The organism is Nonomuraea sp. NPDC001831 (assembly GCF_042892035.1).
Taxonomy (GTDB): domain Bacteria; phylum Actinomycetota; class Actinomycetes; order Streptosporangiales; family Streptosporangiaceae; genus Nonomuraea.
This window is the reverse complement of sequence record NZ_JBIATU010000001.1, coordinates 284,228-298,336: the sequence shown is the minus strand read 5'-3', so window position 1 is coordinate 298,336 and position 14,109 is coordinate 284,228. Positions and strand designations below refer to the sequence as shown.

General features: G+C 70.2%; 13 protein-coding genes. 4 read left to right on the top strand and 9 right to left on the bottom strand.

The annotated features are described in order from the left end of the window. Positions 1-416 precede the first annotated feature (416 nt). Positions 417-1,766 (top strand): alpha/beta hydrolase, encoded by a 1,350-nt coding sequence (locus ACFYYW_RS01350; protein WP_387643628.1) that lies wholly within the window; start codon positions 417-419, stop codon positions 1,764-1,766. A 30-nt stretch (positions 1,767-1,796) separates the two neighbouring features. On the opposite strand, the gene ACFYYW_RS01345 is transcribed toward ACFYYW_RS01350, so the two are convergent. Both ACFYYW_RS01345 and ACFYYW_RS01340 read right to left on the bottom strand, forming a co-directional pair. Next, complete coding sequence (locus ACFYYW_RS01345) at positions 1,797-4,337, bottom strand: excinuclease ABC subunit UvrA (RefSeq protein ID WP_387643626.1); 2,541 nt, start codon at positions 4,335-4,337, stop codon at positions 1,797-1,799. A 413-nt stretch (positions 4,338-4,750) separates the two neighbouring features. Then, positions 4,751-5,164: a nuclear transport factor 2 family protein gene (locus ACFYYW_RS01340; RefSeq protein ID WP_387643624.1), complete on the bottom strand. Its 414-nt coding sequence runs from the start codon at positions 5,162-5,164 to the stop codon at positions 4,751-4,753. Between the two features lie 496 nt (positions 5,165-5,660). Between ACFYYW_RS01340 and ACFYYW_RS01335 the strand changes: the two genes are divergently transcribed. Beyond that, positions 5,661-6,581: an alpha/beta fold hydrolase gene (locus tag ACFYYW_RS01335; protein WP_387643622.1), complete on the top strand. Its 921-nt coding sequence runs from the start codon at positions 5,661-5,663 to the stop codon at positions 6,579-6,581. A gap of 13 nt (positions 6,582-6,594) precedes the next feature. Here the strand turns inward: ACFYYW_RS01335 and ACFYYW_RS01330 are convergent, their stop codons facing one another. From ACFYYW_RS01330 to ACFYYW_RS01315, 4 genes are all read right to left on the bottom strand, one after another. After that, positions 6,595-6,834 carry a hypothetical protein gene (locus ACFYYW_RS01330; RefSeq protein ID WP_387643619.1) on the bottom strand — a complete coding sequence of 80 codons (240 nt, stop codon included), beginning with the start codon at positions 6,832-6,834 and terminating at the stop codon, positions 6,595-6,597. Positions 6,835-6,929: 95 nt separating this feature from the next. Beyond that, positions 6,930-7,811: an alpha/beta fold hydrolase gene (locus ACFYYW_RS01325; protein WP_387643616.1), complete on the bottom strand. Its 882-nt coding sequence runs from the start codon at positions 7,809-7,811 to the stop codon at positions 6,930-6,932. Between the two features lie 184 nt (positions 7,812-7,995). Beyond that, on the bottom strand, positions 7,996-8,937 hold the full coding sequence (locus ACFYYW_RS01320) for a GNAT family N-acetyltransferase (protein ID WP_387643613.1): 942 nt from the start codon (positions 8,935-8,937) through the stop codon (positions 7,996-7,998). 126 nt (positions 8,938-9,063) lie between these two features. Next, positions 9,064-9,804, bottom strand: coding sequence for an SDR family NAD(P)-dependent oxidoreductase (locus ACFYYW_RS01315; protein WP_387643609.1), 741 nt, complete (start codon positions 9,802-9,804; stop codon positions 9,064-9,066). A gap of 92 nt (positions 9,805-9,896) precedes the next feature. Here ACFYYW_RS01315 and ACFYYW_RS01310 point away from each other — a divergent pair, with 92 nt between their 5' ends. Beyond that, positions 9,897-10,292 (top strand): MerR family transcriptional regulator, encoded by a 396-nt coding sequence (locus ACFYYW_RS01310; RefSeq protein ID WP_387643607.1) that lies wholly within the window; start codon positions 9,897-9,899, stop codon positions 10,290-10,292. Positions 10,293-10,458: 166 nt separating this feature from the next. On the opposite strand, the gene ACFYYW_RS01305 is transcribed toward ACFYYW_RS01310, so the two are convergent. After that, positions 10,459-11,304: an alpha/beta fold hydrolase gene (locus ACFYYW_RS01305; RefSeq protein WP_387643604.1), complete on the bottom strand. Its 846-nt coding sequence runs from the start codon at positions 11,302-11,304 to the stop codon at positions 10,459-10,461. 58 nt (positions 11,305-11,362) lie between these two features. Here ACFYYW_RS01305 and ACFYYW_RS01300 point away from each other — a divergent pair, with 58 nt between their 5' ends. Beyond that, complete coding sequence (locus ACFYYW_RS01300) at positions 11,363-12,349, top strand: DUF5937 family protein (RefSeq protein WP_387643601.1); 987 nt, start codon at positions 11,363-11,365, stop codon at positions 12,347-12,349. 355 nt (positions 12,350-12,704) lie between these two features. Here ACFYYW_RS01300 and ACFYYW_RS01295 read toward each other — a convergent pair whose 3' ends face one another. Beyond that, positions 12,705-13,502, bottom strand: coding sequence for an alpha/beta fold hydrolase (locus ACFYYW_RS01295; protein ID WP_387643598.1), 798 nt, complete (start codon positions 13,500-13,502; stop codon positions 12,705-12,707). Next, the gene (locus ACFYYW_RS01290) at positions 13,499-14,107 is read right to left on the bottom strand and encodes a PadR family transcriptional regulator (RefSeq protein WP_387643596.1); all 609 of its coding nucleotides are present in this window, start codon (positions 14,105-14,107) and stop codon (positions 13,499-13,501) included. The genes ACFYYW_RS01295 and ACFYYW_RS01290 overlap by 4 nt, the downstream gene beginning before the upstream one ends. Positions 14,108-14,109: the final 2 nt, after the last annotated feature.

Here is a 14,109-nt window from a genome sequence, read left to right as displayed (position 1 = left end):
GCCAGCCTGACCCGCTTTGTCCTCCTTTGGGAGGAGTCGTCGTTGGGGCAGCGGTTGCAGAGAAGCGGGCGGTTGGTGTGCCGGTGGCAGGGCCCGGATCGACCTTCCGCACGATGTCCAGGGGCTGCTCAGGCCCCTAGTTTGGATACAGCCGGCGATCAGCAGGGGGCGCCCCCGAGACCGGACCCGTCATGACCGGAGCGTCGAACTCGACGCGTGCCGGACCCGCAGGAAACAACCCCTTCACCAAGGAACGACGCATGCTCCTCAGCAAGAGTGGAACGGCTGCCGCAGTGGCACTCACGGCCGGAATCGGATTGGGCGCCGCCGGACCGGCGCAGGCGGCCACCCCCCTGGACCGCTTCCACCATCAGACGATCACCTGGCGCGCCTGCGCAACCGGACCCGGCGATCAGATGGGCGCACAGATGGACGCCGCCGGTGCTCGATGCGCCACCGTTCTGGTCCCGATGGACTACCGCAACCCGCAGGGGCGGACCCTCTCCATCGCGCTCTCCCGGATCAAGGCCACCGACTCCTCCCGGCGCCGCGGCGTCCTGCTGCTCAACCCCGGCGGGCCGGGAGGCGCCGGCCTCTCGATGACGCTCCTGGGCAAGGAGATGCCCGCGGTCGCGGCCCGTTACGACCTGGTGGGCATGGACCCCCGGTTCGTCGGCCGCAGCACACCGATCAACTGCCGGTGGCGGACCGACACCTTCCTCCGCTCGGCGGGACCCGACCGGCGTTCCTTCGACGAGGGGGTGCGCCTCGCCGAACAGTTGGCGGCCGGCTGCGCCAAGGGCAATCTCCAGACCCTGCCGTACGCCACGACCAGGAACACCGCACGCGACATGGACGTGATCCGGGCCGCGTTCGGCGAGCGGAAGCTGTCCTACCTCGGCTACTCCTACGGCACCTACCTGGGTGCGACCTACCTGCAGCTGTTCGGCTCGCGGGCCGACCGGGTGGTGCTCGACAGCGCCGTCGACCCGCAGGTGTACGGCCCGCGCATGTTGGCACGCGCCGCCCCCGCGATCGACGCCGCGCTGCGGCGCTGGGCGTCCTGGGCCGCAGCACATGACAAGGAGTACGGGCTGGGCGGGACACGTGACGCCGTCCTGGCGACCGTGGAGAAGATCAACCGGCATCCTGTGCAGATCGGCGGATACCGCGTCGATGCCCATGTCGTGCCGTACTGGCTGTTCGCACGCCTCTACAGCGACGGCCCGCAGTCCTATGCCGTCCTCGCCGAGGAGGCGCGGGCGCTGAGCCGCGGCGGTGAGACGCCGCCGCCCGCCTCGCTGAAGGAATTCCTCGACGGCCTGTTCACCGGTGCCGGAGCGGCCTCGGACCGGGCGGGCACGGCGATCCTGTGCGGTGACCGGGCCGCACCCCGCGACCCGGCGACCTACTACCGCGACATCCAGCGGCACCGCACCGCCGAACCACTGTTCGGACCGCTCGTCCGCAACATCAGCCCGTGCGCGTTCTGGCCGGTCAAGCCGCTCGAAGCGCCCACGAGGATCGGCAACTCCGTACCGGCGTTGATCGTCGGCGCGGCCGGCGACCCCGCGACGCCCTATCCGGGCCAGCAGGCCATGCACCGGGCGCTGACCGGCTCCCGCATGATCACATTGACCGGCGCCTTCCGCCACGGCGTCTACCTCGCGGCGGGCGACGCCTGCGTCGACACCAAGGTCACCGGCTACCTGGTCGACGGCGTCCTGCCCGGCAAGGACGTCACCTGCGACCACCCGGCCGGCTGACACGTTCGCGCCCCGCCGTTCCGGTGTCCCTCACACCTGCTGGGCGGCTGGTGCCACCATCCCGAGCCGCGGTCCTTCCAGGAGCGGCAGGCCCGCCGCGTACCGCCGGAAGAAGCCGGCGGTCGGGGTGTTCGCGGTCGCGACGGCGTCCGGGGTGCCCTCCGCGACCACCGCGCCCCCGTCCGGACCGGCTCCCGGCCCCAGGTCGATCACCCAGTCCGCGGACGCGGCGACGGGGATGTCATGTTCGGCCACGACGACGGTGTTGCCCGAGTCGAGCAACACGTCGAACGCATCCACCACCCGCTGGACGTCAGAGGGGTGCAGGCCCGAGACGGGTTCGTCGAGAACGACGAGACCGGCCTTGCGGCCCGCGGCGCCGCGCTGGATGGCGGAGGCCAGCTTCAGCCGCTGCGCCTCGCCGCCGGACAACTCCGTGGCGCTCTGGCCGAGCTGCAGATAGCCGAGCCCGACCTGGTTCAAGGCCCCCAGGGTCTCGGCGAGTTGCCGGGGTTCGGAGAACCGCTCCACCGCCTCGGCGACGGTCAGCTCCAGCACCTGGTCGATGGCCAATCCCTGGTACGTGATCTCCAAGGCCTCCGGCGTGTAGCGCCGCCCCTGGCATGCGTCGCAGACCACCCACACATCGGGCAGGAAGTGCATGTCGACCAGCTTGCGGCCATAACCGGTGCAGGGTTCGCAGCGGCCACCGCCCGCGGTGTTGAAGCTGAACCAGGACGCGTTGACCCCACGTGCGCGTGCCAGGTCGGTTTCGGCGAACAGCTTACGGACGACGTCGAACGCCTTGCTGTAGGTGGCCGGGTTGGATCGCGGCGTGCGCCCGAGCGGTTCCTGATCGACGACGGCGACCCAGTCGAACCCCTCCAGGCCGGTCACCTGTCGCACGGTGTCGATCGTCGTCCCGTTCAACGCGGCCTCCGCGCTCGCCGCGAGCGCGCCGAGCAGGCTGCTCTTGCCGCTGCCGCTCACCCCGGTCAGGCAGGTGAGCCGGCCGGCGGGGAAACGCACCACGTCTGCGGTCACGTTGTGCGCACGCAGGCCGTGCAGCTCCACCCAGCCGGTGTCATCCCCGGCCGAACGGCGGGTCCGGCGCAGCCGGGGCCCCTCACCGGCCAGGTAGCGTCCGGTCAGTGACGTGGGGTGGGCGGCCGCGTCGGCGGGAAGCCCCGACACCAGGACCTCGCCGCCGAGGCGGCCCGCGCCGGGCCCCATGTCGATCACCCAGTCGGCCCGGGCGATCAGTTCGGGATCGTGCTCGACCAGGAGCACCGTGTTGCCGGCCTGGCGCAGCTCCAGGGCGATGTCGAGCAGGTGCGCCTTGTCCGCCGGATGCAGCCCGGTCCCGGGCTCGTCCAGGACGAAGACGATGCCGCTCAGCTCGGTGCTGAGCTGCGCGGCGAGCCGCGTTCGCTGCAACTCGCCCCCGGACAGTGTCGCCGCGCTCCTGGACAGCTGGAGATGGGCCAGGCCGAGGCGGTCGAGGATCCCGAGGCTGCGGCCCAGGTCCTGCAGCAGCGGCTCCCCCACCTCGCGCTGCCGGGCGTCCAGGTCGCCGGCCAGCCGCCCGGCCCAGCTGCGCACCTCCCGTACGTCCACCTGGAGCAGGTCGGGAAAGGTCAGCCCGCCGAGCCGCACGGACCGGGCCACCTGGTCGTACCCGCTGCCGCCGCAGGTACCGCACGGCTGCTTGCGCATGTACGGCAGGTAGCGCTGCTTGGCGGTGGCGGTCTGGGCGTTCAGGAACACCCGCTCCACCTCGGCCAGCGCGCCCCGCAGCGGCTGGCTGGAGGTGTAGGTCACCGAGACCGTCTCCTTCTTGCTGGTCATGTCGACGGTCGCCTCGACCTTCTCCTCACCTGTGCCGTACAGCACGCAGTGGCGGAACTCCTCCGGCAGCGACCGCCATGGCAGGCCGAGGTCCACGCCGCGCTTGTCGGCGAGCGCCGGCACGAACGCGTGCTCCCCCGACCGCCACTTGGCGTACCAGGGCGAGGCCCCCTCGAAGAGGGGAAGCTCCGGATGGGTGATGACGAGGTCCTCCTGCGCCTGCCAGCGCCCGCCCACGCCGTGACAGTCCGCGCAGCTGCCTTCCGGGGTGTTGCGGTCGAAATGAGCGGTCGTCAGATGCCCGTTGACGCTCTGCGCCGCCGGGTCGGCGCCGATCCCCGGGAGGCGCGAGTACAGCAGTCCCAGATGCCCGTCGATGCCGGTGATCGTCGCGACCGTGGACCGGGGGTTGCGGTTCAGGCGGCGCTGGTCGACGGCGAGCGTCGCGCCGAGCCCGAGGATGCGGTCGACCTTCGGCCGATTGCGCTGGGTGATGTACTGCCGTACGAACGGCGAAAGCCCCTCCAGGTACCGCAGCTGGGCCTCGTTGTGCAGGGTGTCGATGGCCAGCGAGGTCTTGCCGCTGCCGCTCACCCCGGTGAAGGCGGTGAGCCACCCCTTGGGGATGCTCACCGACACGTCCCGCAGATTGTTGGTACGAGCCCCCACCACCTCGATGGCCTCTCGCCCCATACTGGCGACGTCCCGTACGAACGCAGTCACCCTTGATCCACCCTCTCGCAACACAGCAGAACACGGGCGGATGGACTCCCGCCCGTGTCGACACAAGTTGATTCCGCCACCACGCGGCCGTTTGATCAGTTCCGTCGGCACGCGGCCGGTCCGGATTCGGCCCGTACCGCAGATCATGACCTGGACACCTCGGCGAGCTTGTCGTCCCCGTCGAAGGTCAGGCCCCCGGTCCACCCCCACATCGGCGCGGACCGGTGCATTGATGATCACTCTGAAACCCGACGCCTTGTGTCATGTTTTCATCCGTGTCCTGTCCCGGGACATGCTTGACGCGTCGATCCCAGGACCTGGGTGACAGGTGCTGTCGAGCAGCTCGCGGTGGCCGCGCTCGTTTCCGTCGCAGATGCGGGCGGCCGCGTACTCGACCTCACGGGACAGAACGGCTAGACGTCGTCGTCCGGGCGTAGGGCGTGCAGGACCGCAGAAGTGTCCAGGTAGAACGGGTGTATCTCGGTGATGCGATCGTTCCTGATCGTCATCAGCTGCATCACCGAGGTCTCCAGGGCCCGGCCGGTGGCGCGGGCGCGCAGGATGCCGCGGTTCCAGACCACGACACTGCCGCCGTCGACCACATACTTCTGCTCCAGGAACTCCAGGGACTGCCATGCCTCGCTCATGGCGGCCATGAACTGCTCGATGCCGCTCGGTCCGCGCCAGGTGCCCCCGTAGGGCAGGGAGTCCGCCTGGTACATCACGACCTCCGGGTCCAGGCACTCGGCAAGCTCGCCGAAGTCGGCCTTGCCGAACCCCCCTGCGGCGATATAGGCGACCTCCGCCCGGTAGAACCTCTCCAGCACTGCCAGTGAGCTCCTGCCCTCGTCGCCCCCCGGAGCCGGACCGTCATTCGTCATTGTCTCCGCCGTCATGCGCTCATCATGTCCGCCCTGGACAGGATGCACCCGGCGGAAATCGGACCCGTAGACGGCAAGCTCGCCACCGACGACCGCCGCCGTCTCCACCCGCCGGTTCAGCGCCCTCCCGCGGTCGCAACAACCGAGTGCGCCCGTATGGGCCGAGTCCCGCTGACGCCAGATGGCGCGAGCGCATGGAACCGCTTGACCTTGACGCCAATGTCAAGGAATAGCCTCGCTGGCTGCGGGAACCGCCGACCCGGATGCCCCTGACCCGCCCCCCGGAGCCGACCAGCATGTGCGCTTCCTGCCACGTCGGCTGCTCTTCGAGGCAGTCATCCACCTCGCTGACGCCGAGCTCGCGCCGGGAGGCTTCCCACGCGGCGGTGGCCGTACGCACCTCCTGCACAATCCGGCACGACATCCTCAGGGAGACACCATCGTGAGTGAAGTACCGTCCGACGCCGAGCTGGCGAGCTCGCTCGAGGGTGGGTTCGTCAGCAGGCACGCCGACGTCAACGGGACCCGCCTGCACTATGTGACGGGCGGGCGCGGCAGGCCCCTGATCCTGCTGGGCGGATGGCCGCAGACCTGGTGGGAGTTCCACAAGATCATGCCGCCGCTCGCCCGACAACACCAGGTGATCGCCGTCGACCTGCGCGGCATGGGCGGCTCGGCCAAGCCCGCCTCCGGGTACGACAAGAAGACGATGGCCGCCGACATCGCCGCGCTCGTCCATCACCTGGGCCACGAGCGGGCCGACATCGCCGGCCACGACATCGGCGGCATGGTCGCCTACGCCATGGCCGCCAATCACCCCGCCCGCACCCGCCGCATCGCCCTGCTGGACATCGCGCACCCGGATGACCGCTTCTTCAACTACTCCCTGCTTCCCCGTCCCGGCCGCCATCAGGTGGACGGCGACATCCACGCCGGGCCGGGCCGCTTCCTGTGGTGGTTCGCCTTCAACCAGGTACCCGGCCTGCCGGAACGCCTGCTCGCCGGCCGGTCCCGCGAGCTCATCGACTGGATGTGCGACTACCTGATCGAAGATCCCGCCTCCATCAGCGACCGAGACCGCGACATCTACGCCCACGCCTACTCGACCCCGGACGCCATCCGGGCGGGAAACTCCTGGTACCGGGCCTTCGCGCAGGACATCGCCGACGAGAAGACCTACGGCAGGGTCGCCGCCCCGATCCTGGGCCTGGGCGGCGGGGAGAACGGCCACCTGCTCCTCCAGGCGGTGCTGCCGGACAAGGGCACCGAGGTCGAGGTGGTGCTCGTGCCCGGCAGCGGCCACTACCTCCCCGAGGAACAGCCCGAGATCGTCACCGCGCACCTGACGCGCTTCTTCGCCTGACGCCGGGCCCCGATCAGCCGCCTTGGCTCTGCGGGAGGACAGTTGACCGGGCGAGGCGGGCCGGCTGGTGGTTCAACGCGGCGGCACCGGGCTTGAGGTCCTGGAAACCGGCGGTCGACTGACCTACGAGACGGTCAAGCGAGCGCAGGCCAACGGCGCCGAACGACCCGAAGGTGCACGACGGCGAGGCCACCACGTCCGGTCTCCCGCTGAGCCAGAACTGACGCGGCACCTGCATGGCGTGCTTCTCCATGCAGGTGCAAGCGTCCTGCGGCTCTGGTCAGCGCGACTGCGGGGTTCGAGCAGGGACGTCCTTTTCGTCGATGACCGGGCCGCGTCCCATGCACTTCACGTCCGCCTGAGCAGGGCGCTGATCGCCTCGGCTACAGCGTCGGGTTGGGTCTCCGGGAGGAAGTGCCCACCCGGCAGCATCAAGGTGCGGACATCCGGCGCCCAGCCGCGCCATATCGCCGAGGGGTCGAACGGCAGCACCATGTCGCCCGGGTCCTGCCAGATTGCCAAGGTGGGAGCCTCGATACGCCGAGCGGCCCGCCGATCCTCGAGATCGTGGGCAGCGTCGACGAAGGCACTGGCACGGTAGTCCTGGCAGATGGCGTGGATCGTTTCCGGATCACGCGTCGCGGCCAGGTATGCCTCACGGACCTCGGCGTCGAACGTGCCGGCCGCGGCCCAGGAATCGAGGAAGTGGCCGAAGAACGCGTCGGGGTCGGCGCCGATCATCCGCTCCGGCAGGTCGTTGAGCTGCGCGAGGAAATACAGATGGAAGCCGAAGACCCCGCCCACACCTGCCAGTGACTCCCACATGTCCACGGTGGGTATGACGTCGATCACGCCGAGGTGAGCGACGGCGTCGGGGTGATCCAACGCTGCCCGGAATGCGACCAGCGCTCCACGGTCATGGCCGACCAGGCTGAAACGCTCGTGGCCGAGCTGCCGCATCAGCGCCACCACGGTCGCCGCGGTCACACGCTTGGCATAGTGCTCGTGGCCGCCTTGTGGCTTGGCGCTGGCTCCGTAGCCGGGCAGGTCGGGACATATGACGCGGAAGCGGTCTGCCAGCGTCGGAGCGACATCTCGCCAGGTCAAATGCGTCTGCGGGAAGCCGTGAAGCAACAGCAGCGGAGGTCCCGCTCCTCCGGAAGCAACATGAAGGTCAAGGCCGTCCACCCTGATCAGGTGTTCGTCGAAGCCTGGGATCGTTACCGACATTTCAACCTTTCATCTGTCCAAGCGGGCTCAAACCGCATCGTGCACACTTCCGCCCCGGGCACCCGACAGGAGCCGGCGCCAGGAACGCCGGGACGCCTCACGTGACGGCTCGCCTTCACGCACGCGGCTCGATCGGTGCCCGTCCAGCCCCCGAGAGATGATCCTCGCGGGAGGGATGGCCGTTTCAGTCCCAGCACATGTCGATGCGCCGGGCGAAGTTGTCGTATCCGGCACGCTCGAAGGCCCGGGCCATCGGATCGTTCCCCAGGTCGGTGTCCGCGGTGATGCGTTCGGCGCCCTGGGCGGCCAGCAGGCGAGTTCCCTCATCGAGCAGGTCGTTGACGAAGCCCTGACCACGATGGCCTTCGGCAACCCCAAGGTAGGCGATCACGAAGCCGTTCGGGCTTCGCGCCGGGACGACCATCCCTACCGGTTCGCCGCTTCGGTGGATGCCGACCCGCCACCATTCGCGTGGGCTGGGATAGCTCAGCAGTTCGTCGTGGTACTGCACACGGGCGTAGTCCTGGATGGAGGAGCGTGCGATGTCGGCCCGGCTGTAGGCGTCGAGCGTGCCTGGAAGGATGCTGCTCAAGAGGACGATCGCTTCCTCCTCGTTCCTGATCGGACGGAAGGTGAGTCGGCCTCGGGGTGCGGGCAACGGCGTATCGGAGGTCCATCGGTAGCGGAGCCTCTCGACGAACACCTTGCCGCCGGTGCGCCGCACCACCTCCATCCGGTCCCTGATCCGGCTGCCGGTCCTGGGATCGTCCCTCCAGTCCGCCGGGACGGGCTGGAGAACGTACTCAGGTGGACGGGCGCCCCCCGAGAAGAGCTCGGCCAGGGCGGTGCGCAGGAGCTGCTCGCCGATGTCGATCCGAATCGGGTCGTCGCAAGCGTCTTCGATGTCGAGGGTTTCCATGACTTCCGGTCCAGTGCCGCTGCGAGACCACCAGCCGACCCGCGCCACCGGCCGGCCGTCGCGCAGGGCCATCCACATCCAGTCGGCCTTGGAGTGTCCGTTCCGGAGATCGTCCGCAAGGCTGTCGTTGTAGGGGCCGGGCAGTGTGTTGAAGAGGTCGATCTCCTCTGGTCCGGTGATGGGGCGGAAGATCAGGTGAGAGGTCATGACGTAGGACTCCACAGGTTTCGTCGGTGAACCGGACGCGTGCTCGGAGCTGTGCAACAGGCTCAACGGCGGGCTTGGGATGATGCAGCGCTGGAAGGCGTTCGGGCGGAGCAGGGCGACCCGCCGTCAGATGGTGTACCCGCCGTCCACGGCCAGGGTGGTGCCGGTGACGTAACGGCCGCCGGGACCCGCCAGGTAGGCCACCGCGGCGGCGATGTCCGCGACCTCGCCGTACCGGCCCAGGGCGGTGAGTGAGCGCTGGAAATCGGCAGTCTCGCCGTCGGCCGGGTTCATGTCGGTGTCGATCGGGCCAGGGTCCACGATGGTGGCGGTGATCCCGCGCGGCCCCAGTTCCCGGGCAAGTGCCTTGGTCAGCCCGGTGAGCGCGGATTTGGCCATCGCCTGCAGGACGAAGTTCGAACCGGGAACGCGGCCGTTGAAGCACGAGCCGATGCTGATGATCCGCCCGCCCTCGCCCATATGCCGGGCGGCGGCCTGGGCGGCCAGGAACACCGACCGGACGTCCACGGCGAGCACCCGGTCCAGGTCCGCAGCGGACACCTCGGCCAGCGGGCCGTAGGCGAGGAAACCTGCGTTGTTCACCAAGATGTCGATGCGGCCCAGCTGTCGTACCGTCTGCTCCACCGCCTCGGCCGCGGCGTTCGGCTGGGCGAGGTCGGCCTGGACCACCGCCGCCCTGCCACCATCGGCCTCAATCTGCCGGGCGACCTCGCGCGCTTGGTCTGCTGCCTGGATGTAGGTCAGCGCGATCGCCGCCCCCGCGTCGGCCAGCCGTCTTGCTGTCGCCGCGCCGATCCCGCGGCTGCCGCCGGTCACCAGCGCCACTTTGCCGGTCAGGTCACTCATCGACGCCTCCAAGTAGGTATGTGTTCGTCGTACGGGCATGGTAGAAGTTGACATCAGTGTCAGATTCAAGTCGTCCTCGGGCGAGGTGCGGAATGCGGATCGGCGAGCTGGCTCGGCGCAGCGGGGTGAGCGAGCGTTCCCTGCGCTACTACGAGGCGCAAGGGCTGCTCCGCGCCGAGCGCACCCCTGGTGGACACCGGGACTACGGCGAGTGGGCGGTCGATCGCGTCGTACGCATCCAGACGCTTTACGCCGCGGGCCTGAACAGCAAGAAGATCGCACAACTGCTGCCCTGCATGAGAGATGCCGACGGCCGCCCGAACGAGATCGCGACCCCGAAGCTGCTCCGCGAGCTCACCGCGCAACGCGACCGCATCGACCACATGATCACCGCCCTGATCCGCTCCCGCGACGTCCTGGACGAAGTGATCGATACAGCGTCGGAGAGCTCGACCGCCGGCCCAGCTCCACTCACGCGTCGACGGTGAGCGCCGGACCGGCTCGACCTGGACCGGCTGGAGCGCGACTGCACCGCCGGCGCGCGGTCGGTACCGAAGGGACACCTTCTCGATCGACCACAGGGAACGGGAAGCCCGCAGGAGCCGGTCGGCGACCTGACGGACCGGCGCTCACCCCAGCCCCCGGCAGCTCCCCTCAGGCGGTGAGGAAGGCGGCGACCGTGCTGCTGAAGTGGGAGGGGTTGTCGAGCCACGGGTAGTGTCCTGCGTTCGGCTGCACGTGAAGGGTCGCGTCGCGGAAGAGCGGCGCGGCCTGGGCGAGGCTCGCGGCGGTCGGCCACAGGTCGACGGCCCCGCCGAGAAACAGCACGGGCACGGGCAACGCGCGCAGCGCGGGAAGGACGCCGAGGTCGGGTGTGTAGCCGGCGTAGTAGTGCTCGCTGACCGGCAATGAGCGTTCGGCCGGGTCGGCGGCGGCATGCGCCTGAGCCGCCGCGTCCCAGCGGCCGTACATGAGCGGCTCGAACGCCGTCCGGAAGCGCGCCGCCTCCGCGAAGGACCTGGCGGCGACCATCCCCTGGTAGGCAGGCAGCGCCGTGCCGTACCACGGCTCCTTGGAACGGGAGGAGAGCACCTCCTCCGTGCCGACGTCGGAGGGCAGGCCGACGGCGACCAGGGACGGCGCGACCAGCACGAGGTGCGACAGACGGCCGGGGTGGGCGGCGGCGTACAGCAGCGCCCAGCCCCCGCCCGCCGAGTGGCCGAGCAGGTCGATCGCGTCGAGGCCGAGGTGGATCCGCAGGGCCTCGACGTCGTCCACGAGCCGGTCCACCCGGACAGTCGACAGGTCGGCGGGCAGTTCCGACGCACCCGTGCCGCGGGTGTCGAGCAGGACGAGCGTGCGGTGCCGCTCCAGCCCGCCGAGGGTGCCGAGGTAGGACGAGGCGCGTCCGGGGCCGCCGGACAGCACGATCAGAGGCGGGCCCGACCCGACCGCCCGGTAGGCGAGGGTCGTGCCGTCGTAGGAGACGAAGGTCTGCATGGCCACCAGTCTGCGAAGATGCGGGTACTCGACAGAACCGTTTAGAAGGGGCTAAAGCGTGCCATTGCGCATCAGGCTGTCGGGGACCGAGGCGGCCAAGGTGCGCTTCGCGGTCTCGCCGCTGACCGAGACCGTGCTCGCGGTCAGAGCGCTGGTACGGCCCGCCGCCCATCCCGTGCACGCCCGCTGGCGGCGGCGGACGGCCTTCGCGCCGGATCAGGAGCTCGCGGAACTGGTGGCGGGGCCCGTGCCGTCCTTCCTCATGAACGTGCCGCCGGGTCCGTCGGCCGGGATCGGCGCGGAGCTCGCCCGGCTGCGCGCGATGCCGCCCGCGTTCGTGGCGTCGGAGCTGGCCAAGGCGGGCATACGGGCGAGGCCCGCCGGTGAGCTGCTCGAGCGGGTGGCAGAGGAACTGGAGCGCTGCCATGCCGCGCTGATCGCCCCGCTCATGGACCGGCTGGGCGCCATCCTCGACGCCGACGTCGACCGGCAGGCGCGACGGCTCGCGGAGGGCGGCGTCGAAGGAATGCTCACCCACCTGCACACACAGGTCGCCTGGAGCGGCGGCGAGCTCGTGGTGTCGCGGTGCGCGGGCGACGACACCGTTGAGCTCGAGGGACGCGGCCTGGTGCTGACCCCGAGCGTCTTCACCTGGCCGGACGTGCTCGTCGACCGTTCACCTCTGGAGGCGGGCTGGCTCGTCTATCCCGCGGGCGGCGCGGGCCGGCTCTGGGACGACACCCGGTCCGCGCCCGAGGGCCTCACCGCCGTGCTCGGCCGTACCCGGGCCGCTCTCCTCGAAGCCCTGTCGGAGCCGTTGTCCACGGGCGACCTGGCCTCCCGCCTCGCCGTCACGCCCGGCGCCGTCTCCCAGCACCTCACCGCCCTCCGAGCCGCGGGCCTGGTCACGACCAGACGCGCGGGCCGTACGGCCACCCACACCCGCACCGACCTGGCCACCGGCCTCCTCGCCGCCTCCCCATCGACCGACCTGGCCACCGTCCTCAACACCGCATCCCCATCGACCGCACCGCTTCGCCCCTGAGCGGGGCGGCTGCTGCGGCTCCGTCCGCACCTCACCGCGGGCAGGCGTCCACGGCCGAGGCCGGTTCCTGTCGCTGGCGCACCACCTTCGCCCGGGCGTGCGGGGCACGGAGGCGGACGCGCCTGCCCAAGCGGCTCCAGGGATGCCAGAGCGTCTGAAGAGCAGTCGAGCGCGCTCACACTCTCACGCTGCGGATCGGGCCGAGAGCGTCTCACCCGCGGTGGCCGCCTACCGGGTGGGGCTCAACTCGACCTGGACGAGGGACGGGCCGGGCCACCCGGTCGAGACCATCGCAGTTCTGCGGACCCACAGGGCAGGGCCCCGCGAGGATGAGATGGGTTTGCAGCAGGCCGGGCTAGGCAAGGATGTGGCGGAGGCTGTGGGCGAATGCGGTCGGGTGGGTGACGAAGCCTGAATGGCCGCCCGGGACCATGATCGGTTTGACGCCCAGCCGTTCGGCCAGCGCCAGTGCCGTGTCGTGGGGCAGTTGCCCGCGCGACTGCTCACCGACTGCCACCACGACATGGATCGAGGAAGCCACGACGGGCTCGTACGACATGTACGGCAGTGCCGCATGCCCGAAGAAGAACTCCAGGTTGCTCTGCATCCGGGCGAGCTTGGCCTGCATCTGCGCCATCGCCTCCGGGGACTCCGCGATTCCGCCAGGCGGGTCCGGGTCCCACGTGTCGAAACCGGCGCCGGCCGCGAAGATCGCCATCGCCGCCTCCACCCCGCCGCTCCGGTACGCCGCGTCCACCTCAAGGCCCAGCTTCCTGCGGGGATCGTCGGCGGGGAGGAGGGAGACGGCGGGCGGCTCGTGGGTGACCACCGTACGCACCAGGCCGGGATGGCGGGCGGCGAGGGCGAGGGCGATCAGGCCGCCGCTGCTGTTGCCGAAGACGTGCGCCGGTCCGCCGCCGGCGGCTTCCAGGACCCAGCGGGCGTCCGCCACCTGCGTCTCCATCGTCACGTCCGCAGCCGGGCCGTCGGACCGGCTGCGGGAGATGCCGCGGCAGTCGTAGGAGACCACCGTGTAGCTGTCGGACAGCAGCGGCGTCATCCCGGTGAAGTCCCTGGCGTCGTCGGTGCCGCCGGCGATCAGCAGCAGTAACGGGCCCGAGCCCGTCACTTCGTGGTACAGCTCCTTGCTCATGCCTGTTCCTCCGGTGGTTCGAGGGCGGACGCGATCGCGCGCCGCCATGGTTCGTCCCAGGTCAGCCGTCCCTGCCGCAGGTCCTCGACCACGCCGCGGACCCACTCCAGCTCGGCGGCGAGCACCGCGCGGCGGTACTCCTCCTCCAGCAGGAACAGCCGCGGCACCTCGCCGGAGGACTTCAGCGTCGACTCCACCTCCGCCAGCGACGCGGCCAGCGCGTGGGCGCGTGTCTCCAGCTCCTCGCACGCCGCTTCCGGCGGGAGCCCGACCAGTATCGAAACGGCCGCGACGAACTCGGGGAACTCGCCGCCCGTGGTGCGCAGCATCTCGCGCAGCCAGCGTTCGGCGGTTTCGCGGCCCAGGTCGGTGATGGCGTAGACGGTGCGGTCCGGATGGCTGTCGGTGCTCTCCCGCTGCAGGACCTCCACCAGGCCCAGACGGGTCAGCCGGTCGATGGCCTGGTAGAGGCTCGCCCGGCGCCTGACGTTCACCACGCGGTCCTTGCCGTACCGCTCGATGAGCTTCTGCATGCGGTAGACGTGCATGGGCTCCTCGGTGAGCAGCCCCAGCACGATGAGTCCAAGGACGGAACGTTGCGCCATAG

Excerpts from the sequence above, each read along its gene's own strand:
- ACFYYW_RS01350 (WP_387643628.1), top strand. The coding sequence starts at position 417 with ATGGGCGCACAGATGGACGCCGCCGGTGCTCGATGCGCCACCGTTCTG.
- ACFYYW_RS01330 (WP_387643619.1), bottom strand. The coding sequence starts at position 6,834 with ATGGAGAAGCACGCCATGCAGGTGCCGCGTCAGTTCTGGCTCAGCGGG.
- ACFYYW_RS01325 (WP_387643616.1), bottom strand. The coding sequence starts at position 7,811 with ATGTCGGTAACGATCCCAGGCTTCGACGAACACCTGATCAGGGTGGAC.
- ACFYYW_RS01320 (WP_387643613.1), bottom strand. The coding sequence starts at position 8,937 with ATGACCTCTCACCTGATCTTCCGCCCCATCACCGGACCAGAGGAGATC.
- ACFYYW_RS01315 (WP_387643609.1), bottom strand. The coding sequence starts at position 9,804 with ATGAGTGACCTGACCGGCAAAGTGGCGCTGGTGACCGGCGGCAGCCGC.
- ACFYYW_RS01310 (WP_387643607.1), top strand. The coding sequence starts at position 9,897 with ATGCGGATCGGCGAGCTGGCTCGGCGCAGCGGGGTGAGCGAGCGTTCC.
- ACFYYW_RS01305 (WP_387643604.1), bottom strand. The coding sequence starts at position 11,304 with ATGCAGACCTTCGTCTCCTACGACGGCACGACCCTCGCCTACCGGGCG.
- ACFYYW_RS01295 (WP_387643598.1), bottom strand. The coding sequence starts at position 13,502 with ATGAGCAAGGAGCTGTACCACGAAGTGACGGGCTCGGGCCCGTTACTG.
- ACFYYW_RS01290 (WP_387643596.1), bottom strand. The coding sequence starts at position 14,107 with ATGGCGCAACGTTCCGTCCTTGGACTCATCGTGCTGGGGCTGCTCACC.